This is a genomic window from Micromonospora sp. NPDC050397 (assembly GCF_044901685.1).
Classification (GTDB): Bacteria; Actinomycetota; Actinomycetes; order Mycobacteriales; family Micromonosporaceae; genus Micromonospora_G.
This window is the reverse complement of sequence record NZ_JBJDPS010000027.1, coordinates 16,242-39,121: the sequence shown is the minus strand read 5'-3', so window position 1 is coordinate 39,121 and position 22,880 is coordinate 16,242. Positions and strand designations below refer to the sequence as shown.

The window sequence follows — 22,880 nt, the reverse complement described above, 5'->3', positions numbered from 1 at the left end:
ATGGCTACTCCGCCGGCGAGTGCCATGGTGCATTCGCCGTTGCGGATGGCTTGGACGGCGAGGTGCAACGCGACCAACGACGACGAACACGCCGTCTCGACGGTTACCGTCGGCCCCTCGAAGCCGAACGTGTACGCGACCCGTCCCGTGGTGGCGCTGCCCGAGTTGCCGATGCCGAGGTAACCCTCGACGCCCTCGGGCAAACCGGGGCCGAGGTGCGGCGCGTAGTCGTGGTACATCACCCCGGCGAACACGCCGACGTCCTTGCCGCGCAGGGTGACGGGGTCGATCCCGGCGTGTTCGAACGTCTCCCACGAGGTCTCCAGCAACAACCGTTGCTGCGGGTTCATCGCCAACGCCTCACGCGGCGAGATCTCGAAGAACTCCGCGTCGAACCCCGCCGCGTCGTGCAGGAAACCACCCTCCCGCACATACGACTTCCCCGGCTCGTCCGGATCAGGATCGAACAACCCCTCCACGTCCCAGCCCCGATCAGCCGGAAACTCCGAAATCCCGTCCCGACCCTCGGCCACCAGACGCCACAACGCCTCCGGCGAATCCACCCCACCCGGCAACCGACAACCCATACCCACAATCGCGATCGGCTCGTCCCGGTCCGCCTCGATGTCGCGGATCTTCTGGCGCGCCTGGCGCAAATCGCCGAGGGTGAGCTTCAAATATTCCCGGAGCTTTTCGTCATTCGACATGGTCTGTCCCTTCGAGCTGGCCGACCGGCGTCGAATCCGGCGCGCCAACGGTCGTCACGAGGTGGACGTGGGGCTGGCGAACGGGCTGGTGTGGAAGCGGGTTCGTACGTCGGCACCAACGGAAAGGGGCGACCGGCCGGCGCGTTGCGTCGCGCAGCCCGCCACCCGCGTACCTGGTTGAACCTGTCGACCCAGTCTCGCTTCGGCTACGGCCGACCAAACCCCTGCTGCCCCCCCTAGAGGCTCCCTAAATATCCGTATGGGCCGTTGTCACATACGTATCGAGTGACGCGCGACGGTTCCGAAGCCGGTCGGCGCCCCGGCCGCGAGTGGGGCCGTCGCACTGGCTGGCAGGGGATCGTTGTCGACGCTCCGTGATCCCTGGGTCCGGTACGGCACTCGGCGCCGTCCCCGGCCCGGTCCCGACGACCGGACGGCCCGGCCGGGCACGGGACACCGCTTGCCGCCGTTACAGATGTGACGAGAGTGTGTCCGGAAGTAACATGAGTGTGACCATAAAACTTTGGCGACTGCGCGGCGGTCTTTTGAATGTACGTTTGACCAGCGTAAATGTGATCGACGTCGAGCCAAATGGTCTCCCCGACCGTGGGGGCACTTCGTGGATCAACGGCTGAGGGCCATGTGAATGTGGCCCGTATCACTTTCTGGGGGCTTGTTGCTGGCCCCGGCCGGTTGCGTTGTGCCTTTTCTGCCGATCGAGGCTTTTGTGCGTCGGACACTGGACCTGCTCCTGGACGTCAATCCGCGCTATACATGGTCAGGGGGCTGATCGTTGCGATCGCCGGGTCGCGGTAAAGGGCTTGACCCCGGCGGGAGGGAGATCCAAGATTGGGCGTGCGAGGATCCGGCTTTTTTCGCGTTTCGCCGCGATCCGGGCGCGTGGTTCCTGGGGGCAGGGTAGGGTGCTTTGTCGGGCGGCCGCAGTCGCGGCTCGACCGGTGCTTTGCGGCACCGGTGTAACTACCGGAACCGGTCGGGGCCGGTGGAATGATCACACCGGAGCGTGGGTAACGACGCTCCGGGCACAACCGATGTGGCGGCTTCCCTCAGTTTTTCTCTCGCGCCTCAAATAGCCAGTTGCTTGGGATATTGGACGCGAAACGGGGTTAGTTGCATGCGGTTTAACGTGTTGGGACCGCTGGAGGTCATCCAGGACGGCGAGTTGGTGCCGCTCGGCGGCATCAAGCAGCGCGCGACGCTCGGACTGCTGTTGCTCCAGGCGAACCGGGCGGTGGCCACGAGCCAACTGCTGGCAGCACTGTGGAGCGACAATCCGCCGGTGTCGGCCCGCAAGATGCTGCAGAACGCGGTCTCCGGACTCCGACGCGTACTCGGCGGCCCCGGTGGCGTCACACTGGAGACCCGCCCGCCCGGCTACGCCCTCTGCGTCGAGCCGGAGCAGGTGGACTGGTTGCGCTTCCAGGACCTGGTCGAGCGGGGCCGGGCGGAGTCCGCCGCAGGCAGGCATTTTGCCGCAGCGCGCATCCTCCGTGAGGCGGTCACGCTGTGGCGTGGCCCGGTGCTGTCGGACCTGACCGAGGCCGGGGTCGACCTGCCGGGGCTGACCATGGTGCAGGGTAGCCGGCTGGACGTACTGGAGGACTGCGTCGAGGCCGAGCTCGCCATTGGCCGGCACTACGAGCTGGTGGGCGAGCTGATGGCCGAGGCCGAGGCGGAGCCGGCCCGGGAACGGCTCTGCGGCCAGGTGATGCTCGCTCTCTACCGTTGTGGACGGCAGGCCGAGGCGCTCGCCGTATACCGTCGTACCCGGTCGGTCCTCGCCGACCAACTCGGTCTCGACCCCGGTCACGAGCTGCGGGATCTCGAACGCGGAATCCTCAACCACGACCCCGGTCTGGTCCTGCCGAACGCCGATCTGCCGACCTCGCCGCCGCCGCGGCCCACGGTCACGGCCACCGCACCGCCGCCGGTGACCTCCGTGACCGTCGAACGCAAGCCGGTCAGTGTGCTGCTGATCCGGGCCGACCTGGCGGCCCAGTACGGCGGCTACGACCCGGAGGACGTGGACGAGACCTTCAAGAGCCTCACCGTCATGGTCCGGGAGGAGGTCGAGCACCTCGGTGGCGTCGTGCACGGCACGATCGCCTCGGTGTGGATGGTGCTCTTCGGCGTACCCCGCACCCGGGAGGACGACGCGGCCCGGGCCATTTCGGCGGCGATGGCGGTCCGGGACCGGATCGCCCGCTGTTTTCCCGGCGCCGGGACGGTCGGGGAACCCGGGATCACCCGCGCCGCGATCTCCACCGGCGAGGCGCTGGTGACCTACCGGCAGGGTGACGACGCGACCGCGCGGGTGGAGGTCAGTGGCAGTGTGCTGATGCGCTGCCAGCAGTTGCTCGCGCTGAGCGGACCGGGCGAGGTGCAGGTCTGCGACACCACCAAGCAGGTCGGTGGTTGCGTGTTCGGGTTCGCGAACACGCCCGGTCGCCCGGGTCGCTGGTCGGTGCTCTCGGTCGCCCCGACCAGTTCCCGGCACGCCGACATCCCGTTCGTCGAGCGCGACCGCGAGATGCACCTCCTGCTCACCCTGATCGAGGAGTCCCGCCAGCATCGCCGGTCGGGCCTGGTCACACTGCTCGGTGAGTCGGGCATCGGTAAGAGTCGTCTCGTCCTCGAGGTGGGGGAAACCGTCGCCCGCACGCCCGACCCGATCCGGTACCTGACCGGGCAGGTACGGCCGCTCGGCAAGGACCGCCCGCTCGACGCGGTCGCCGACGTGATCCGCTCCTACGCCGGCATCGACGCCGGGGACAGCGCGCGGCTCGTCGCCCAGAAGCTGGCGACGAGCGTGCACGCGCTGCTCGGCGCCGGTGACATGGCGACCTGGATCATCCACCGGGTACGGCCGTTGGTGCTGCCGGCGCACGAGGGTGCCGACGCCACCGCCGACGTACGGGAGATGTCGGAGGCGTGCCGTCTGCTGCTGGAGGAGATCGCCGCCGAGTCGCCGCTGGTGGTCGTCCTCGAAGACGTGCACCAGGCGGACGAGTCGCTGCTGGCACTCGTCGAGGAACTGGTCGGCGACTCCCGGTCGATCCCGCTGACCGTGATCGCGACGGCCCGCCCCGAACTCCAGCGACGCCGTCCGGGTTGGGGCGGCGGCAAGCCGAACTCGACCACCATCACGCTCGAACCGCTCTCCGTCGGCGCGGCGCACGATCTGCTGGCCGCGTTGCTCGACCGGTACGGGCTCAACCGCTCGATCGACGACCGTGAGCTGGAGGCCGGCGTCGACGGCAATCCGCTCTTCGCGTTGGAGTACGTGCGGATGTTACGGGAGGGCGTCTCGCTCGAACTCGAACTCGCCTCGCCGGCCCTGAACGACGACGACGGCGGCACCGACAACCAGGTCGTCCTGCTGCCGCACTCGGTGTACAGCATCGTCGCCGCCCGGCTGGACGCCCTCGCCCGCCGGGAGAAGGCGGTCCTGCAGGACGCCGCGGTGTTCGGTGAGACGGTCCAGGCCCCGGTGATCGCCGTGATCAGCGGCCGGAGCCCGTTCGAGGTACGGGAGTGTCTGGACGGTCTGGAGCGCGGCGGCCTGCTGGACCGTACCCGCGACGGGGGACGGGGCAGTGAGACCAGGTACGCCTTCCGTAGCGCGCTGGTCCGCGACGTGGCCTACTCCCAGATACCCCGTGCCCTGAGGGCGGACAAGCACCGTCGGGCGGCGACCTGGCTCTCGGATCAGGCGACCTCGGACAACGACCTGCTCGCCCACCACCGGCAACGCGCCAAGGTCTTCACCACCGCCACCCGGCCCGAGGTGGCGTACACCGTCGGCGGATCGTTCTGATCCGCCGAGCGGCGTACGGGCCATGACCCGCTCTTTCCCTGCTCAGAGCGTGATGACGAGCTTTCCGGTGACCCGGCCGGTCTCGCTGACCCGGTGTGCCTCGACCAGTTCGTCGAGTGGGTAGGTGCGCTGCACGTGTATCAGGATCTGGCCGGCCTGCACCAGATCGGTGATCTTCTCCAGTTCGGCGCCGGACGCGCGTACGCCGACCCAGGAGTAACGGCGGTCCCGCGCCGCCGCCTGCGCCTCGTCGACCCCGGGCGGAAGGGCGGCGCCCAGGAGCAGGCCGCCCGGCCGCAGTACGTCCAGGGACCGGGGACCGTACTCGCCACCGACGAGGTCCAGTACGACGTCCATCTCACGGGCGACGGTGGTGAAGTCGACCGTCGAGTAGTCGATCGGCTGGTCCACGCCGAGTCCGCGAAGGAACTCGTGTTTCTCGGCCCGTGCGGTGGCCGCCACGTACGCACCCTGTGACTTCGCGAACTGGACGGCGAAGTGACCAACCCCGCCGGCCGCGGCGTGGACCAGGATGCGTTGGCCCTCGTGTGCCTTTGCCAACTCGAAGATCGCCTGGGCCGCGGTCAGCGCCGCGACCGGTAGCGCCGCCGCGTGCGTGTGATCGAGCGTGGAGGGTTTTGTCGCCAGGTTGCTCGCCGGCACCCGAACGTACTCCGCGTAGGTCCCGATGAAGTAGATGCCGTACACCTCGTCGCCCGGCCGGAACCGGGTGACGCCGGGACCGGTCTCCGCGACGACGCCGGAGAGGTCGGATCCGAGCGTGAACGGTGGCTGTCCCGCCTCGGGCAGCGTGCCGGCCCGTAGTTTCCCCTCGCCGTAGTTCACGGAGGCCGCCTTGACCCGGACGAGCACCTCCCCGGGGCGGGGCGTGGGCCGGTCCCGTTCGACGATCGTGAGGACCTCCGGCCCCCCGAACCTGTCCTGGGTGGCGACACGCATACGTTCGACCATCGGTACCTCACGGTTTCCTGTTGTCATGTGGTGGTCGCCCGCGCGGGCGGGGACCGCTAGGCGAGTGCCGAACTGGTGGCGGGGGTCGGCTCGGGCCGCTGCGAGGTCTCCTTCGGGCGCAGGATGACCAGCGCCAGCAGGGCCGCCAGCAGGACGATGCCGGAGGCGGTGGCGAACCCGATGTCGTAGCCGCCGTCCAGCGCGGCGGTGTTGTCCCGGCCCTCGGCGAGCAGGGTGTTCGTACGCGAGGTGGCCAGCGTGGCCAGGATGGCCAGACCGATCGCGCCACCCACCTGCTGGGTGGTGTTGTTGACGCCGGAGGCGAGGCCCGAGTCGCTCGGGGTGGCACCGGACATCGCGAGGACCACCAGCGCAGGGAAGGCGAGGCCGCCGCCGATGCCCAGGCAGATCAGCGCCGGTAGGACGTCGACGGCGTAACTGCCGTCGACCGGGGCCCGGCCCAGCAGCGCGAGTCCGGCCGCGATGAACAGCAGGCTCACCACCGCCACGGCGCGTTCTCCGAAGCGGGCGTTCAGCCGGGCGGAGAGTCCGACCGACAGGCCGCCGATCGTGACCGCCACCGGGAGGAAGGCGAGTCCGATCTCCAGCGGGCTGTACCCGAGCACGTGCTGGAGGTACAGCGAGCCCAGGAACAGGTGCGAGAACATTCCGGCGAGCATCAGTCCGAGCACCAGGTTGGCGCCGGAGAGGTTGCGCGACCGGAAGATGTGCAGCGAGATCAGCGGGGTCTTCGCGGTTGCCTGGCGGGCGATGAAGGCGGCGAGCAGGAGGAGCGAGAGCAGGCCCAGGCCGATCGTCCGGATCGAGGCGAGGCCGTTCTCGGTGGCCTTGAGGATGGTGTACGAGCCGAGCATCAGCGAGGCGGTGATCAGGATGGCGCCGACCACGTCGGCTCCCCGCCTGAGCCCGATGCCCTGGTCGGCCTCCAGCAGGCGCGCTCCCAGCACGGCGATGACCAGGCCGATCGGAATGTTGACGAAGAAGATCCAGTGCCAGGTGAGGGCCTGGGTGAGGATGCCGCCGAGGAGCAGCCCGGTGGACGCGCCGCCCGCCCCGACAAAGCTGTAGATGCCGATGGCCCGGCCCTGCTCGTGCGGCTCCGGGAAGAGCGTGACGATCATGCCGAGGATGACGGCGGAGCTGATGGCGCCGCCCGCGCCCTGTACGAATCGCGCGATGATCAGCATCTCCTGGCTGTTGGCCAGGCCGCACCAGAGCGACGCGAGGATGAACAGGGTCAGACCGGCCATGAAGACCCGCTTGCGGCCGATGAGGTCGCCGAGCCGACCGGCCAGCAGCAGGAGGCCGCCGAAGGCGATCAGGTACGCGTTCACCACCCAGGCGAGGCTGGACTGTGAGAAGCCGAGGTCCTCCTGCATCGAGGGGAGCGCGACGTTCACGATTGTCTGGTCGAGAATGATCATTAGGAAACCGGCGCAGAGGACGAAGAGTGCGACCCATCGCGAGGTCGGCGTCCGGCTGGTGGGTTGCGTCATGAGTTGCCCTCCATAGGGGAACGACTTGTTCCAGCGTCCATTATGTGTGACCATGGGACCGGCTGTAAGGAGGCACATTTATGTCCCGGCGGAACACCTGTGTGTCAAAGGAAGGTGCCCAGGCCGAGGCGTGCACGGTCCGTGAGGTGCTCGACAGGGTCGGCGGCAAATGGAGCGTCGGCATTATCATCGAGGCCAGCCAGGGGCCGGTGCGTTTCACCGAACTCGAGCGGAAAATTGAGGGCATCAGTCGGCGGATGCTGACCCTGACGCTGCGTAATTTGGAGCGTGACGGGCTTCTCGAGCGTACGGTCTACCCGACCGTACCGCCCAAGGTAGAATATCGCGCCACCGAGATGGCGAAGGAACTCTACGGTTCCCTGGTGATGCTCACGGAATGGGCGGAGCGTTACCGGGACGCGATCGCGGTCGCCCGGGACAACTACGACCGTGGGCGTGAGGCCCTGGTCCCCGAGCACTCGATGGCGTCGTCCTGACCCGTCGCACCCGAACGGTTCCCGCCGGCCGTCCTGGCCCCGCTCCCGGCGGGACGGACGGCCGGTGGGGCGGCCGGCGTGGGACCGCGCCGGGTTCGCCGCCCGTTCAGTCCGCGATCTTCGAGATCAGCGCACGGGCGGCCAGCCGGTAGCCGAGGGCGCCGAGGCCGACGATGACCCCGCTCGCCAGTGGCGCGATGACGGACTCGTGCCGGAACCTCTCCCGAGCCCAGACGTTCGACAGGTGCACCTCGATCCAGGGACTCGGGTAGTTGGCCAGCGCGTCGCGCAGGCTCCACCCGGCGATCATCAGGGCGCCGGGGTTGACGATCGCGCCGACCGTGCCGTAGCTGTCCTGGATCGTTCTGATCAGGTCGCCCTCGGAGTCGTGCTGGGTGGCAACGACCTTCCAGCCCCGTACGGCCACTTCCTCGGCGACGGCGTCCTCGATGTCGGCCAGGGTGTCGGTGCCGTACACCTCCGGCTCGCGCCGACCAAGTAGACCCAGGTTCGGGCCGTTCAGCAGGAGCAATTCGGCCATCGTTCAAACTCCCCACTCGTCCGGCGTGGTGTCATACTGCGTGCCGCATTTATAGCAGCGATTGCGAGTGTCCGGATAAAGGTCGGGTGATCCATTCTTCGATGAGGGGTGGGTAGGGGGATGGATAGGGGGAAGACGGCGCTCCGAACGTGTTGTAGCGTGCTGGGCACGCGCTCGGTATAACCGTGTCGACTCCTACTGGAAGAGGTCTCGCGCAGTCGAGTCGTGCTGTCCGGTGAGCGTGTCCGTCGTCCTTGTGCACGAATGGAGTCAGGATTCATGGATTCGCAGACACCGCCGGAGTTTCCGCCGTGGCCGCAATTCGACGACAACGAGCGAACAGGACTGATCCGCGCGCTTGAACAGGGCCAGTGGTGGCGCATCGGTGGCAGCGAGGTCGACACCTTCGAAGAGGAGTTCGGCGCCTACCACGGCAGCGAACACACGTTGGCGGTCACCAACGGAACGCACGCGCTCGAACTGGCGCTGGAGGTTCTCGGCGTCGGCCCGGGTACGGAGGTGATCGTCCCGGCCTTCACGTTCATCTCGTCCTCGCAGGCCGCGCAGCGGCTGGGCGCGGTCGCGGTACCGGTGGACGTCGACCCGGACACGTACTGCATCGACCCCGCCTCGGTGGAAGCCGCGATCCGGCCCGAGACCAAGGCGATCATGCCCGTGCACATGGCCGGTCAGTTCGCCGACATGGACGCGTTGGCAAAACTGTCGGCCGACAGTGGGGTGCCGCTCGTACAGGACGCGGCGCACGCGCACGGTGCGCAGTGGCAGGGCAAGCGGGTCGGTGAACTCGGCTCGATCGCCGCGTTCAGCTTCCAGAACGGCAAGCTCATGACCGCCGGAGAAGGTGGCGCCGTGACCTTCCCCGACGGCGAACTGCGAGAGATGGGCTTTCTCAGGCACAGTTGCGGGCGCCCCCGTACCGACCGCAGTTATCGGCACAAGACGTCCGGATCGAACTTCCGACTGAACGAGTTCTCGGCCAGCGTGCTCCGTGCCCAGTTGGCCCGTCTCGACGGGCAGATCGACACCCGGGAACAGCGCTGGTCGGAGTTGGCGGTCCTGCTGGGGGCGATCCCCGGTGTCGTACCGCAGCAACTGGATCGTCGGGCGAACCGCAACCCGCACTACATGGCCATGTTCCGCGTCCCCGGGCTCACCGAGGAGCGCCGCAACGAGCTGGTCGACGACCTGGTGGCGCAGGGCCTACCGGCGTTCGCCGCATTCCGCGCGATCTACCGCTGCGACGGGTTCTGGGAGCGCGCCGCGCCCCGGGAGTCGGTGGACGAGATCGCCCGCCGTTGTCCCAACACCGAGGCCATCTTCCGTGACTGCGTCTGGTTGCACCACCGCACACTGCTCGGTACCGAGGAGCAGATGCACCAGATCGCGGACATCGTCGGCAAGGTCGTGGCTGGCCGATGAGTCTGCGGTCGGCACCGTTGCGGGTCGCGGTGGTGGGTCTGGGCTGGGCGGCGCGTTCCATCTGGCTGCCGCGGCTCCGGGCCCACCCGGACTACGAGATCATCGCCGCGGTCGACGCGGCGCCGGCCGCTCGCGAGGCCGTGGCGGCCGAGTTCCCCACCACGACACTGCTCTCCGACATCGACGAACTCCGCCGCAACCAGGTCGACCTCGCCGTGGTCGCGGTGCCGAACCACCTGCACAGCGCCGTCGCGTGCCGCCTGCTCCGCCGGGGCGTGGCGGTCTTCCTGGAGAAGCCGGTGTGCCTCAACTCCCGGGAGGCCGACGAACTGGTCGACGCCGAGCGTGCCGGCGGGGCGGTACTGCTCGCCGGAAGCGCGGCCCGTTACCGGGCGGACGTCGGTGAACTGCGCAAGCTCGCGGCCTCCGTCGGCCACATCCGACACATCGACCTGGCCTGGGTACGCGCACGCGGCGTGCCGGAGGGCGCGGGCTGGTTCACCAGCCGTGATCTCGCCGGTGGCGGGGCCCTGGTCGACCTCGGCTGGCACCTGCTCGACATGATCGAGCCGCTGCTCGGTCCGGTGGAGATCACCGAGGTCGCCGGCACCGTCTCCGACGACTTCGTCAACGACGCGGGCAAGCGCGCGGCCTGGCGGGAGGAGGACTCACCGCTGCGGCGGGGCGACGTCGAGGACACCGTACGAGGCTTCCTGGTCACCGACGGCGGTGTCTCGATCGGGCTGCGCGCGAGTTGGGCGTCGCACCAGGCCCGGGACGTGACCTCGATCGGGGTGGAGGGCAGCGTCGGCAGCGTCGCGTTGCGCTGCACGTTCGGGTTCAGCCCGAACCGTATCGAGGTCTCCTCGCTGACCAGCCAGCGGGACGGGGAGGTTGTCCTGACCCCGATCCCGGACGACCCGATCGGCGCCGAGTACGACCGGCAGCTCGACGCCATCCCGGCGTTGCTGGCCGACCCGGCCAGCCGGGGCCGGGCGATGGCCGAGGTGCGTCGGACCGTACGGGTCATCGAGCGTCTCTACGCCTGCGCGGCGAGGTCGGGTGACCCGGAGCGGAGCCGAGCCACGCTCGGCTCCGGGGCGACGAACAACCCGCGCGACCACCGCCAGCCGAAGGAGCCAGTCATGGAGGACCATCTTGTCGCCGGCCGCGACGTGGTGGGCGAGCGGACCCTGGGCGTCATCTTCGATCTGGACGGTGTGCTGGTGGACAGCATGCAGGTCATGCGGGAGGCGTTCAGCATCGCCTACGCGGAGGTCGTCGGCGATGGCCAGGCGCCGTTCGAGGAGTACAACCGGCACCTCGGCCGGTACTTCCCGGACATCATGAAGATCATGGGACTGCCGCTGGAGATGGAGGCGCCGTTCGTACGGGAGAGCTACCGCCTCGCGCACCGGGTTCCGCTCTACGCCGGGGTGCCCGAGCTGCTGGCGGCGTTGCGTGAGCGTGGCCTGCGGCTCGCGGTGGCGACCGGCAAGAGTGGCCCGCGAGCCCGGTCCCTGCTGGCGCAGCTCGGTGTCCTGGAGATGTTCGAGCACGTGATCGGTTCGGACGAGGTCGCGCGGGCGAAGCCGGCCCCGGACATCGTGCTGCGGGCGCTGGACCTGCTGGGCCTCCGCGCCGAGCAGGCGATCATGATCGGTGACGCGGTGACCGACATCGCCAGCGCCCGTTCGGCGGGGGTGGCGGCGGTGGCCGCGCTCTGGGGCGAGGCCGACGGGGCCGAACTGCTGGCACAGGAGCCGGACGCGGTGCTCCGGCAGCCGGGCGAACTGCTGGCCCTGTTCCCGGTGGCGCAGAGAAGCTGACGGATCGGCGCCGGACCACGAAGAGACCGCCGCCGCTCGTTGCCCGCAGGGTCGGGAACGGGTCGGCGGCGGCTTTTCGCGCGCTCAGTCGCGGAGCATCTCGGCGACCAGGAAGGCCAGCTCGACCGCCTGCGTACGGTTGAGCCGGGGGTCGCACGCCGTCTCGTACCGGCCGACGAGGTCGCTGTTGGTCAGCTCGTACGACCCACCGAGGCACTCGGTCACGTCGTCACCGGTCAGCTCGACGTGGATGCCGCCGGGGTGGGTCCCCAGGCGGCGGTGCACCTCGAAGAAGCCCCGCACCTCGTCCAGGACGTCGTCGAAGTGGCGGGTCTTGTAGCCGGTCGCCGACTCGTGGGTGTTGCCGTGCATCGGATCGCACTGCCACACGACCTGGTGGCCGGTCGCGGTGACCGCCTGCACGATCGGCGGAAGTGCCCCGCGAATCGCACGGTAGCCCATCCTGGTGATCAGTGTGAGACGGCCGGGTCGGTTCTCCGGGTCGAGCCGCCGTACGTATTCGACCGCCTGTTCCGGCGTGGTGCCGGCGCCGATTTTCACGCCGATCGGGTTGGCCACCAGTTCGGCCAGTGCCACGTGCGCGCCGTCGAGTTGGCGGGTGCGCTCCCCGATCCAGAGAAAATGAGCGGAAGACGCGTACGGCGCGGAATCGGGTCGCCGCCCGTCCGGACGGACCAGTGCGCTTTCGTAGTCGAGCAGCAGGGCCTCGTGGCTGGCGAAAACGTCGGAGTCGTGCACCCGGCGCAGGTCCGTCCCGCACGCCCGGACGAACCGTAGGGCCCGGTCCATCTCGGTGGCCAGTGCCTCGAAACGGGCGCGGGCCGGCGAGTCGCGCACGAACTGCATGTTCAGTTCGTGCAGCCGACCGAGGTCGGCGAACTCCCCGCCCCGGACCGCGCGAACCGTGGTCATCGTCCTGCTCGCGTTCGCGTACGCCCGCAACAACCGCTCCGGGTCCGGGGTCCGGTCGGTCGGGGTCGGCAGCGGCGAGTTCACGATGTCACCCCGGTACGCCGGCAGCCCGAGGGGGTCGATCCCGGCGGAGCGGGGCTTGGCGTACTGGCCGGCGATCCGGCCCACCTTGACCACCGGCGTGCCGGCGCCGTAGCTCAGCACCGCCGCCATCTGGAGCAGGGTCCCGAGGTTGCCCTCGACGTGTGCGCGGTCGTCGTCGAAGCTCTCCGCGCAGTCGCCGCCCTGGAGCAGGAACGCCTCGCCCCGGGCGACGGCGGCCAGCCGCTCGTGGAGCAGGTCGGTCTCCGCGGGCGAGGCGATCGGTGGGACCTGGGTGAGCAGTTGCCGCACCGAGCGGACCCGGTCCGGGTCCGGCCAGGTCGGCTGCTGCCCAGCCGGCCGGGCGAGGGCTTCGGCCAGCCGACGACGTTCCGGCTGGGACAACGGCGGTAGGGCGTCGGTGGGTGACAGTGGTCCGTCAAGCAGGCTCTCCACAGCGGAGTGCGTGGTCACATCCATATCGGAAGGCTAGAAGAAAATGGAACGCCCGAGCCCGTCCGACGGTAATCCGATTTGCTGAATGAGTAGATTCGGTGTTTATGTGGGGCGCGCTGCGCGAAGACAGGGGTCTATAAGGGTTGGCCTACGGGTGGGTGCGGCTTACGGTCGTACCGACCGGCAATTCGGATGCGAACTCGTTTCCCGGCATTCCGGGAAGCGTCGATCATTCACGCGCGGATCATTCTCCGTTCCTCCCGCCGATGGGAGGGGACGAGGTCATCGATATCGCGTTGACGTGCGCCCGGGGTGCGACGCCGGTCGCGGAGAGCACGGCGACATTCGCGTTGTGAGGCGAGAGGGGACGCGCGGTCCATGACCAGTCCGACAGGGCACACCGAGACCTGGGTACGGCGCTACCACCCGGCCTCGTCCGGCGCGGTGCGGCTGCTCTGCCTGCCGCACGCCGGTGGCTCGGCCCCGTACTTCTTCCCGCTGTCACGGTTGCTCAGCCCGGCTGTCGAGATCCTGCCCATCCAGTACCCCGGCCGCCAGGACCGTCGGGGGGACGCCAACGTCCCGAAGCTGACGACGTTGGCCGACCAGATCTTCGACGCGGTCCGGCCGCTCGCCGACCGCCAGCTCGCGCTCTTCGGACACAGCATGGGGGCGGTGCTCGCCTACGAGGTGACGCTCCGGTTGGAGGACGCGGGCCTGCCGCCCGTCCGACTCCTCGCCTCCGGTCGACGGGCGCCGTCGCGGTACCGGGACGAGCGGGTGCACCAGCGTGACGACCGGGGTGTGCTGGCCGAACTCGGCCGGTTGAACGGCACCGACTCGGCCGTCGTGAACGACCCCGAGCTGATTGAGATGATCATGCCGGCGTTGCGCAGCGACTACCAGGCGATCGAGACGTACCGGCACGACCCGGCGCGGTCGGTCCGCTGTCCGGTCACCGTGCTCGTGGGCGACCAGGACCCCAGGGTCTCCCTGGCCGAGGCCGAGGCGTGGGCCGACCACACGAGCGCCGACGCCGATCTCCGGGTGTTCCGGGGCGGGCACTTCTATCTGACCGAGCGGATCGAGGAGGTCGCCGCCGTGGTGTCGGGCGCTCTCCTGGGGTCGGCCTCCGTCACCCGCGACTGACCGGCCCGGCCCCCGACCCCCACCCACCCGGGTGGCCCCCCGTGGCGGGTCCGTGGACGGCTACCGGCTGCTCCCGTCGGTGGCCGGGGCGGCGGGGACCGACTCCGCGAGCAGGGTGGCGAGTCCGGACCAGGTGTCGGTCACGGTCGCCCAGGCGGGCACACCGTCGGCCGGGGTCTGCTCGGCGGTTCCGCCCAGGAACAGGTAGCGGTGCTCGACGGTGTCCAGGTGAGCCAGTACGTCGAGCCGGTCGTCGACAAAGTGTGTCACCCCGAGGCGCTGGCAGACCGGGGACTTGTCCGCCCGCTCCCGGACGAAGTGCAGGTTGGCGGCGGGGATTTTGGTGCGGTCGAAGAAGTCGTGGTGCGTCAACCACGCCCGGGTGTTGGCGGCCACCTTGGGGCCGGCCTTCGAGACCAGGTGCACCCGGGCGGCGAACGGCCCGACGGTGAGCGTGGCGAGTGCGTCGAAGACTCCCGCCACGGCCGGTGTCTCCAGCGGCCGGCTGCCGAAGAAGGAGGTGTCCTCGTCCCGGTCGACGAGCGTGACGATCACGCCGCCCACGTCGACGCCGAGGGTCGGCGGTCGGGTGAGACCGGGTCCCCGGTACGGCGAGCGGCTCCGGCCCGGTCGCTGCTGCCCCACCCGTTGTCGTGCCACCGTCGACCTCCGACTCGCCGCGGGCGCACCCGTCCGCGAGCCAGGGTATCGGCGAGCGCCAACGGTGGCGGCGGCGCCGATGTCGCCGATCTCGCTCCCCGCCCGACTGGGCCCTCCCCGCCCGAACTGAGCCGCCCGCCGCCCGGTGCGCCGCACCGCCGCCTGGCGCGCGGCGTGCGGGGCGCGGCGCGCGGGGCCAGCGCCCGGCCGGTTCACCGGTGTCGTCGTCGCTTCAACCGTCGCCCCCGGTGCAGGAGATCGTCGAGGATCAGGGTCAGCCCGGCGCCGACCAGCCAGGAGTCCTTGGCGATGGCGGTGCCCGGCTCGGTGGGCCGGACACTGCCCTGCCGGCGTAGCCCCGGGGTGGCCCAGTAGACCCGCATCAGGCCGCCGCCGAGTCCGAGCAGGCCCGCCCCGACCAGCGCGGACGGAACGACCGGTAGCAGCAGGGCGCTGCCGATCGCGATCTCCGTGCCGGCGAGCAGCCGGGCGAAGGTGGGGGCGTCGAGCCGCCGCAGCGGGGGTACGGCGCCGGCCGCCATGCCGTGCAACCCCTCGGCCGCCTGCCCTTCCAGTGTCAACTTGGAGATGCCGGAATTCAGCACGAACGCGCCGATGGCCAGACGCAGCGGGGCGTGGGACAGGTTCATGATCACCTCGACCGGGTCGATGTGGTTTGCCCACCCGGCTACCCGATCAAGGCCGTCCCACACCCGCCGGCTAGTCCACCGGTTGGCCGGCGACCACCCTGCGGCCGGTGGTCGTCACCCCGGATTCCGCCCAGTTGTTGTCCTGCCTGCTCTGCCCCGGGCCGGTCCGGAGCGGACCGTACGTGTGGTGCAGGCCGAAGGTGTTGCCGGCGAGCACGACGTCGGTCGGGTTCGGGCCGTCCGGCGGGGCGGTGTCGAGCGTGTAGTTGCCGCCGTCGAAGTACGAGTTGACCACGCGGATGCGTCGGATCGGGTCGGGATTGCTGGACGGGTAGGTCAGGATGAGGCCGCCGGAGGCCCGCGAGTCGACCGACGCCTCGGCCGTGGTCGGGTCCTCCCCGGTGGCGAGGCTGAAGCTGTTGATCGAGCAGCGGTCCAGCAGCACCCCGCCCGCACCGCCGTCGACCTGTACGCAGTCGGAGTGGCTGCCCGGCGTCCGCTGCACGTCGCCGAACCAGCACCGGGTGAAGGTGTGCGCGTACCCGGTGGAGGGGGCGGTCCCGGGCTTGAGGTAGGTGTTGTCCGTACCGCCGAGGAAGAGGGTGTCGGTGGCGTCGGTCTGGCCGTTGCCCCAGGACACCAGCCCCTTGGTGTTCGGCGACCGGGTGACGATCCGGCAGTTGCGCAGGACGAGTCTGCGGCCCAGGTCCCGTTGGTGCTTGATCGTGTACGCGGCGTTGCCCACGTCGAGGTCGCCGACGATCTGGCAGTTGACCAGTGTGACGTTGTGCCGTACGTCCAGTGATCCGGTGATGTCCAGGTTCTCGAACACCTGCCCGTCCCGGGTGGTGACGACGGGACCGGAGGGTCGCAGGGTTCCGACCGGCCCGACGTTGGTCCGGGTCAACTGTTGACCATGGTTGATCCCGACCTGGTACTGCGCGCTGACCGGTGCGGAGAGCGCACCCGAGGCACGGTTGCGCAGCCGTACGGTGACGGTGGCCATCACGCGATCCCGGTCAGCACGAAGGTGGCGCCGGTACGGGCGATCTGGGTCCAGGTGCGCGACTCCGAGTCGGTGGCGACCGCCTGGAGTTCGTCCAGGATCGTGGTCACCACCACCGGTACGCCGCTCGCGCCCGACGTCTGGTTCCGTACGGTGAGGGTTATCTCGATCAGTTCCTCGTCGGCGTCGGCGCCGACGACGGTGAGGATCATGGTTTCGCCCGGGGCGAAGGTGCTCTTGTTCAAGGTCGCACTCGTGATGGTCGGAGCAGCCATGGCGGTTCCCTTCGACGGTCAGCTCTGGTCGAGTCGATCGGCCGTGCGTCCAGCCAACGCCCGTTGGGTAGCCGGCCGGAAGCTCTCTGTACAGATGGCGACGCTGTCGGCCGTTCTGTGTCGGAGTAAGGCACCATGACCTGCTCAAACGCATGATCAAGTGACCGTTCGGCATGGAGTTTAAGCAGCGCTATAGTGGCTCGTATAGCGCTGACTCGGCCGTGCTGCCGTCGGCGCGACGGAGAACCGACCGTGGAGAGAGGACAACATGTCCGTGCCAGTTCCCGAGGTGATCAACAAATACTTCGAGGCGACCGAGCGTCGTGACGCCGAGGCGATCGCGGCGTGCTTCGCCGACGACGCGGTGCTGACCGACGACGGCCAGACCCATCGCGGCCGGGCCGAGATCCGCCGGTGGCGCGACGAGGTGGCGACCGCGTTCGAGTACACCACCGAGATCCTCGGCGTGGAGTCCGGCGCCCCGGGACCCGGCGACGGCGGCTCCGGTGCCGACACCACCGCCGGGTACGTCGTCACGGCCCGGATCGAGGGCAACTTCCCCGGCAACGTGGTCGACCTGAAATACCGGTTCGAGCTGCGCCACGAGCTGATCCAACGGCTCACGATCGCCGTCTGACGGTAACCTCGCCAGAGCCGATCCGGGAGGTCGAACGTGCCGGTCCACGATTCCAACGGGGTCACCTGGGTGCTGGTGCCGGGTGCCGGCGGCAGCGCCTGGTACTGGCACCTCGTCGAGCCCGAACTGCGCCGTCGCGGGCACCGGGTGATCGCCGTCGACCTGCCCGCCGACGATCCCGCCGCCGGGTTCACCGAGTACGCCGACACGGTTGTCGACGCCGCGCGGGCGTACGGCGTCGACGGTGCCGTGGTGGTGGTCGGCCAGTCGATGGGCGCCTTCACCGCCCCGATCGTCTGCCAGCGACTGTCGGCGTCCCTGCTGGTGCTGGTCAACGGGATGATCCCGAAGCCGGGGGAGACCGCCGGGCAGTGGTGGGACAACACCGGACAGGAGCAGGCCCGGCGCGACAACGACCTGCGCGAGGGGCGCCTGGCCGCCGCCAGGTTCGACGTGCTGACGTACCTGATGCACGACGTGCCGCCGGAGGTGGTGAGGTCGGGACAGGGCCAGCACCGGGAGCAGTCCGAGACGCCGTTCGGTCAGGTCTGGCCGCTCACCGCCTGGCCCGACGTACCGACCAGGGCGTTGACCGGCCGGGACGACCGGTTCTTCCCGGCCGACTTCCAGCGCCGGGTCGCCGAGGAACGGCTCGGCATCACCCCCGACCTGCTGCCCGGCGGGCACCTGCTCGCGCTCGCCCACCCGGTCGAGCTGGCCGACCGGCTCGACGCGTACCGGATCGACGTCCTGACCGCTCCCGGCCGGGCGCCGAGCGTCGGATGATCGCGCCGGCCGTCGGCTGAGCGCGCGCCGGCCGTCGGCATCCGGCCCGGTCGGGCGGCTGCCGGCGGGACCCCGGCCGGGCTCTGACCAACCGGTACGGCGAGAATCGGCGCCGTGCCCGTACAGGAGATAACCGACCCCGACGACCAGCGGATCGCCGACTACCGCGCGCTCACCGACGTCGAGCTGCGTACCCGCTGGGAGCCGCCGCACGGCCTCTTCATCGCCGAGGGCGAACTGGTTCTGCGCCGGGCCCTGCGGGCCGGTTACCCGCCGCGTTCGTTCCTGGTCGACGCGAAGCGGGTCGACCAGCTCGGCGACCTGGACACCGGGGCGGCGCCGGTCTACGCGGCCAGCCCGGACGTGCTGGAGCGGGCGACCGGCTTCCACGTGCACCGGGGCGTGCTCGCCTCGTTCCACCGGCGGGAGCTGCCCAGCGTGGCCGAGGTGCTCGCCGCCGCCCGCCGGGTGGCGATCCTGGAGGACGTCAACAACCACACCAATCTCGGCGCGATCTACCGGGGTGCGGCGGCGCTCGGCATCGACGCCGTACTGCTCTCGCCGACCTGCGCCGACCCGCTCTACCGGCGCAGCGTACGGGTGAGCATGGGTGAGGTCTTCGCGGTCCCGTACGCGAAGTTCGAGCGCTGGCCGACCGGTCTGGACCAGGTACGGGAGGCGGGCTTCACGGTGCTCGCCATGACGCCGGCCCCGGACGCCGTACCGATGCAGCGGCTCACCCCCACCCAGCGTGAGCGGGCGGCGCTGCTGCTGGGCGCGGAGGGTCCCGGGCTGACCGAGGCTGCCCAGGCCGCCAGCGACGTCAAGGTGGTGCTCCCGATGCGGCGCGGGGTGGACTCGCTGAACGTGGCCGCCGCTGCCGCCGTCGCCTTCTGGGAGCTGGGCCGCGACGATCCGCTCTGACCCCTTGCCCCGCCGCACTACATTGACCCGGTTGGATGCTGGGGAGGCGTGGTGGACGGCGGATTCTCGATCCCGGTCCGGCCGGGACTGATCGCCCGGATGGCGTTCGCCCAGTTCTACTACTGGGCGGTGGTCGTCGCCGGGGGCATCCTGGTCGCGATCGAGCTTCCCGTGCTGCTCCTCGTCCGGGGCGAGATCTCCGGCCAACTGTCACCCGTGGGCCGGGTCCTGGTGGTGGTCGGCTGGCTGGCGCTCTGCGTACCGCTCTGGCGGGTGGCCCACCGGATCAACGTCTACTTCCTCGACCGTACGACCATGCGGCTGACGCCGACCACGCTCTTGCTCGGGCGCCACGAGCAGACGGTGGTCGACCTGGCCGACGTCCGGGCCGCGTACTTCGTGAGCCGGCACGGCCTGGGCGGACGCAGGGCGCGGGCGGCGAGCCGGCGGATGTTCAACGTACTGCTGCTGGTCATGACGGACGGGACGCTGGTGCCGCTGTCGCCGCCACCGGGCAGCTTCGTCGACCTGGAGCCGGTGCAGAGTCCGGGCGTGGGCGGCGTCATGTCGTTGGTACGGACGATCGTCGACCTGCTCGAACCGGTGTTGCAGGAGAACGAGCCGCCGCCGCCCGAGGCGCTGCCGTTCCTGCACCCGCTGGAGGCGAACCGTCGCTACGACCCGACCCGGCTCCCGTCGACCTCGTTAGGGTGGAAGCTGGTCCGTTCCACCTGGCTGTAGGCCGAGCGCGCGCTGGCTGTAGGCCGAGCGCGTGGTCGGTCCAGCCGGGCGGGCGGTACGGTGGCCGTCGTGCTGCCTACTGTCCGTGAAGTCCTCGCCCTGGACCCGGTGCGGCACGGCTCTCCCCGGCTGGTGGCCGGGGAGAGCGGTCTGGACCGGTTTGTCCGGTGGGTGCACGCCGCCGAGGTGCCGGACATCGCCGCCCTGCTCAACGGCGGTGAGCTGGTCCTCACCACCGGCATCGGGCTGCCGACCGACGACGCCGGGCTGCGTGCGTTCATCGGCGAGCTGGCCGAGGTCGGGGTCTCCGGACTCATGGTCGAGCTGGGTCGGCGTTACCCGGCCAGCGTGCCCCGGGTCATGATCGCGGCCGCCGACCGTCACGGCCTGCCCCTGGTCGAACTGCGGGAGGGGACGCCGTTCGTCCGGATCACCGAGGCGGTGCACGCGCACATCGTGGATGCCCAGCTCACCGAGTTGCGGGCGACCGAGGAGATCCACCAGCGGTTCACCGACCTGTCCGTCGAGGGGGCCGAGCCGGCCGAGGTGGTGCACCAGGCCGCCAAGCTGGCCGGCGCACCGGTGGTGCTGGAGAACCTCTCCCGGCAGGTGCTGGCGTACGACACCGCCGGAGAGCCGGCCGAGGTGCTGCTCGGGGGCTGGGAGCAGCGGTCGCGGCGGATCCGGCCGGTCGGGCGGACCGGATACGACCCGGACGCCGGCTGGCTGGTCACCACGGTCGGTGCCCGGGGTCAGGACTGGGGCCGGCTGCTGCTGCGTTGGGCCGGCACCGACCTGGGGCCGACCACCGGCGCCCTGCGGACCGCCGCCCCGACCGGCGGCAGCCCGCCGACCAGGCTGACCATCCTGCTCGAACGGGCCGCCTCCACGCTGGCCCTGGGCCGGCTGATCCAGCGCGACGCCGAGGGGCTGGAACGGCAGATCCACCGGAACCTGCTCACCGCGCTGCTGGACCACGCCCGCCCGGTGGACGAGGTGGCGCTGCGGGCGCGGGCGCTCGGGGTGACCCTCGACCGTCGGCACCTGGTCGGGGTGGTGGTCCGGCACCGCGCCGACGAGGCCGGCACCCAGGCCGCGCAGGCCCGGTTGCGGGACCTGGCCGACGCGGTCGGGCAGGCGCTGCGTGAGGCCGAGCTGACCGGGCTGGCGAGCGCGCTGGACGACCAGGCGGTCGGGGTGCTGCTGGCACTGCGGGACCCGGCCGTCGAGGAACGCTCACTGTCCGCGTTCGCCGCCGCGCTCTCCCGGGTACGGCGAGGCGCCCACCCGGCCGGTCCGGCGGGTGCTCCGGAGCCGGTGATCGTCGCGGCCGGCTCGGGTGTCGACTCGCTGCGCGAGGCGCGGCGGTCACTGGTCGAGGCCCGGCAGGTGGCCGACGCCGCCCGGCGGGGCCGGCACGACCTGGCCGTGTTCCGGTTGCCGCACGTCGGGCTGGCCGGGCTGCTGCACCTGCTGCGGGACGAGCCCCGGTTGCAGACCTTCGTCGAGCGGGAACTCGGTCCGCTGCTCGCGTACGACGCGGAGCATCCGAAGGAGCGGCTGCTCGGCACCCTGCGGGCGTACCTGGAACACGGCCGGAACAAGTCGGCGGCGGCCACCGCCGCACACCTGTCCCGGCCGGCCTTCTACGAGCGGCTGGCCCGGATCGCCCGGATCCTCGGGGCCGACCTGGACACGGTCGACGACACCCTCTCCCTGCACGTCGCCCTCCTCGCCCTCGACGCCGTCCGCGACTGAAGGAAGGGCCCCTTGTTAACGCATAGCGTTAACAAGGGGCCCTTCCTTGCGCTTGGTGAGAGTGGGTTACTCGTCGAGGGCGGCGCGGGCCTTGGCGTACGCGGGTGGGACGAAGTTCGGGCCGCCGGGGGTGAAGACGTCCGAACTCGCGGCGGTGGCCCAGGCCGCCGACGGCACCACGGCGACCAGCGCGCGTACGACCGAGGCGTCGCGCCACTGCTCCTGCTCGGCGAGCAGGCCGAGCGCGACCACCGACTCCTCGACCTCGCCGACGCACTCGAACGGCTTGTGCGCGTCGATGCCGAGCAACTCCAGATAACCCGGGACCTGGAACGAGTCGTCCAACAGGTCCACCCCGAAGATGTTCACCAGCCGCTCGCGTGGCATGAACGGGGCCAGGGCCAGGAAGACAAACCGGCACTTGGGGCAGTCGCCGCACCAGCGGGCGCTCGGGTCGTGCAGCCGGAACGCGGCGTTGCAACTCGTCACCACGTCGTCGTACCGGTCGAACTGGGCGAACAGCTTCGCGATGTGCAGCTCCGACAGCGGGCGCAGCAGCGAGAAGTACGGTTCGGTCAGGCCGGCGTGCCCGGCCAACGCGTCCCGGAGCAGCCCCTCGGCCTCGACGCCCTTGGACCACTGGTGGTTGATCTCGTGGCCGTTCCAGATCAGGTTCGGGTCGGACGCGGAACGCTCGTTCGACATCACCACCGGCCCGAGCCCGTGCAGTACGGCGGTGGCCACCGAGATCAGCGAGTTGATCGCGGTCACCGGGATGTGGCCGTTCAGCGCGCCGGCCGCGTTCAGCTCGAACAGCTTCGGGTCGATCCGTCGGCGGGCGGCCAGCGCGGTGAGCCCGGACGCCTGGTTGACCGAGACGATCACCGGATTCGGGTTGACCGAGAACGGCACCGGGTCGAAGCCGCCCCGGCGCAGCGCCTCCAGGCTGACGATCGAGTCCTTGCCACCACCGACCGCGCTGAGCGGACGGCCGGCGGAGTTGTCCAGCGGGGTCGGCTCCGGCACCCGGCCGGGCGGCACCTCGGGCGTCAACTCCAGCACGTACGGCAGGTCGTTGCGGTACGCGTACTCCGCCAGGCCCTTGGTGTAGGCGGCGGTGACCAGCGCGACGGCGGCCTCGCCCAGCGGCGCCGGCAGCAGCAGCCGGGGCGGGGCGGCCGCCTTGTAGTAGCTCACCCCGGCCACCAGGTGGAGCAACTCCAGCACCCGGCGGAACGTCGCCTCGGTCTGTGCCGAGGGCGGGGTCGGCGGCACCGGGAAGGTGACCACCTCGGTGAACCGCAGCTCCTGGTCGGGGCCGGACAGGGCGTAGTCGAAGGATGCGGTGCCGGTGGCGAGATCGACCGAGTACGACGGGAACGAGAAGTCGGTCAGTTGCCTGAGTTGTCCGTTGCGCACAGGCCATAGTAGTCCCGCCCGCCTGTCCGGCGGATCTCAGCCGGAGGATCCGACCCCGCTCACG

At 70.3% G+C, this 22,880-nt stretch carries 20 protein-coding genes and 1 pseudogene; 11 read left to right on the top strand and 10 right to left on the bottom strand.

Annotation, left to right across the window (positions count from 1 at the left end; genetic code table 11):
• Positions 1-707 (bottom strand): beta-ketoacyl synthase N-terminal-like domain-containing protein (locus tag ACI2K4_RS35750; RefSeq protein ID WP_404517580.1); only part of this gene is annotated, 707 nt, incomplete at its 3' end.
• A gap of 1,135 nt (positions 708-1,842) precedes the next feature.
• Between ACI2K4_RS35750 and ACI2K4_RS35745 the strand changes: the two genes are divergently transcribed.
• Positions 1,843-4,545 (top strand): BTAD domain-containing putative transcriptional regulator, encoded by a 2,703-nt coding sequence (locus ACI2K4_RS35745; protein ID WP_404517579.1) that lies wholly within the window; start codon positions 1,843-1,845, stop codon positions 4,543-4,545.
• Between the two features lie 42 nt (positions 4,546-4,587).
• Here the strand turns inward: ACI2K4_RS35745 and ACI2K4_RS35740 are convergent, their stop codons facing one another.
• Both ACI2K4_RS35740 and ACI2K4_RS35735 read right to left on the bottom strand, forming a co-directional pair.
• Positions 4,588-5,505: an NADP-dependent oxidoreductase gene (locus tag ACI2K4_RS35740; RefSeq protein ID WP_404517578.1), complete on the bottom strand. Its 918-nt coding sequence runs from the start codon at positions 5,503-5,505 to the stop codon at positions 4,588-4,590.
• A 68-nt stretch (positions 5,506-5,573) separates the two neighbouring features.
• A complete protein-coding gene (locus tag ACI2K4_RS35735) occupies positions 5,574-7,034 on the bottom strand; it encodes an MFS transporter (protein WP_404517577.1) in 1,461 nt (486 codons plus the stop codon).
• Positions 7,035-7,114: 80 nt separating this feature from the next.
• On the opposite strand from ACI2K4_RS35735, the gene ACI2K4_RS35730 reads away from it, so the two are divergent.
• On the top strand, positions 7,115-7,531 hold the full coding sequence (locus ACI2K4_RS35730; RefSeq protein ID WP_404517576.1) for a winged helix-turn-helix transcriptional regulator: 417 nt from the start codon (positions 7,115-7,117) through the stop codon (positions 7,529-7,531).
• 106 nt (positions 7,532-7,637) lie between these two features.
• On the opposite strand, the gene ACI2K4_RS35725 is transcribed toward ACI2K4_RS35730, so the two are convergent.
• Positions 7,638-8,072, bottom strand: coding sequence for a type II 3-dehydroquinate dehydratase (locus ACI2K4_RS35725; protein ID WP_404517575.1), 435 nt, complete (start codon positions 8,070-8,072; stop codon positions 7,638-7,640).
• A gap of 279 nt (positions 8,073-8,351) precedes the next feature.
• Between ACI2K4_RS35725 and ACI2K4_RS35720 the strand changes: the two genes are divergently transcribed.
• The 3 genes and pseudogenes from ACI2K4_RS35720 (at position 8,352) to ACI2K4_RS35710 (ending at position 11,341) form a co-directional block, all read left to right on the top strand.
• Positions 8,352-9,512, top strand: a complete 1,161-nt coding sequence (locus ACI2K4_RS35720) for a DegT/DnrJ/EryC1/StrS family aminotransferase (protein ID WP_404517574.1) — start codon at positions 8,352-8,354, stop codon at positions 9,510-9,512.
• Positions 9,509-10,321 (top strand): annotated as a pseudogene (locus tag ACI2K4_RS35715) (Gfo/Idh/MocA family protein); the annotation flags it as partial. The gene ACI2K4_RS35720 and the pseudogene ACI2K4_RS35715, both read left to right, overlap by 4 nt.
• A 336-nt stretch (positions 10,322-10,657) precedes the next feature.
• Positions 10,658-11,341, top strand: a complete 684-nt coding sequence (locus ACI2K4_RS35710) for an HAD-IA family hydrolase (RefSeq protein WP_404517582.1) — start codon at positions 10,658-10,660, stop codon at positions 11,339-11,341.
• Positions 11,342-11,425: 84 nt separating this feature from the next.
• Here the strand turns inward: ACI2K4_RS35710 and ACI2K4_RS35705 are convergent, their stop codons facing one another.
• Complete coding sequence (locus tag ACI2K4_RS35705; RefSeq protein WP_404517573.1) at positions 11,426-12,835, bottom strand: class II 3-deoxy-7-phosphoheptulonate synthase; 1,410 nt, start codon at positions 12,833-12,835, stop codon at positions 11,426-11,428.
• Positions 12,836-13,189: 354 nt separating this feature from the next.
• On the opposite strand from ACI2K4_RS35705, the gene ACI2K4_RS35700 reads away from it, so the two are divergent.
• Positions 13,190-13,960 (top strand): thioesterase II family protein, encoded by a 771-nt coding sequence (locus tag ACI2K4_RS35700; RefSeq protein ID WP_404517572.1) that lies wholly within the window; start codon positions 13,190-13,192, stop codon positions 13,958-13,960.
• 60 nt (positions 13,961-14,020) lie between these two features.
• On the opposite strand, the gene ACI2K4_RS35695 is transcribed toward ACI2K4_RS35700, so the two are convergent.
• From ACI2K4_RS35695 to ACI2K4_RS35680, 4 genes are all read right to left on the bottom strand, one after another.
• Positions 14,021-14,620, bottom strand: coding sequence for a hypothetical protein (locus tag ACI2K4_RS35695; protein ID WP_404517571.1), 600 nt, complete (start codon positions 14,618-14,620; stop codon positions 14,021-14,023).
• 212 nt (positions 14,621-14,832) lie between these two features.
• Positions 14,833-15,270, bottom strand: coding sequence for a hypothetical protein (locus tag ACI2K4_RS35690; RefSeq protein WP_404517570.1), 438 nt, complete (start codon positions 15,268-15,270; stop codon positions 14,833-14,835).
• 70 nt (positions 15,271-15,340) lie between these two features.
• Positions 15,341-16,276, bottom strand: coding sequence for a hypothetical protein (locus tag ACI2K4_RS35685; protein WP_404517569.1), 936 nt, complete (start codon positions 16,274-16,276; stop codon positions 15,341-15,343).
• Positions 16,276-16,551: a hypothetical protein gene (locus ACI2K4_RS35680; protein ID WP_404517568.1), complete on the bottom strand. Its 276-nt coding sequence runs from the start codon at positions 16,549-16,551 to the stop codon at positions 16,276-16,278. The genes ACI2K4_RS35685 and ACI2K4_RS35680 overlap by 1 nt, the downstream gene beginning before the upstream one ends.
• Positions 16,552-16,819: 268 nt before the next feature.
• On the opposite strand from ACI2K4_RS35680, the gene ACI2K4_RS35675 reads away from it, so the two are divergent.
• The 5 genes from ACI2K4_RS35675 to ACI2K4_RS35655 all read left to right on the top strand — a co-directional run bounded on the left by ACI2K4_RS35675 (position 16,820) and on the right by ACI2K4_RS35655 (position 21,397).
• On the top strand, positions 16,820-17,188 hold the full coding sequence (locus tag ACI2K4_RS35675) for a nuclear transport factor 2 family protein (protein WP_404517567.1): 369 nt from the start codon (positions 16,820-16,822) through the stop codon (positions 17,186-17,188).
• Positions 17,189-17,224: 36 nt separating this feature from the next.
• Entirely contained in the window at positions 17,225-17,974 is a 750-nt protein-coding gene (locus ACI2K4_RS35670; RefSeq protein ID WP_404517566.1) for an alpha/beta fold hydrolase, read from the top strand.
• A gap of 114 nt (positions 17,975-18,088) precedes the next feature.
• Entirely contained in the window at positions 18,089-18,898 is an 810-nt protein-coding gene (locus ACI2K4_RS35665) for a TrmH family RNA methyltransferase (protein WP_404517565.1), read from the top strand.
• Positions 18,899-18,949: 51 nt separating this feature from the next.
• On the top strand, positions 18,950-19,639 hold the full coding sequence (locus ACI2K4_RS35660; protein WP_404517564.1) for a hypothetical protein: 690 nt from the start codon (positions 18,950-18,952) through the stop codon (positions 19,637-19,639).
• A gap of 69 nt (positions 19,640-19,708) precedes the next feature.
• The gene (locus tag ACI2K4_RS35655) at positions 19,709-21,397 is read left to right on the top strand and encodes a PucR family transcriptional regulator (protein ID WP_404517563.1); all 1,689 of its coding nucleotides are present in this window, start codon (positions 19,709-19,711) and stop codon (positions 21,395-21,397) included.
• A gap of 66 nt (positions 21,398-21,463) precedes the next feature.
• On the opposite strand, the gene ACI2K4_RS35650 is transcribed toward ACI2K4_RS35655, so the two are convergent.
• On the bottom strand, positions 21,464-22,816 hold the full coding sequence (locus ACI2K4_RS35650; protein WP_404517562.1) for a hypothetical protein: 1,353 nt from the start codon (positions 22,814-22,816) through the stop codon (positions 21,464-21,466).
• Positions 22,817-22,880: the final 64 nt, after the last annotated feature.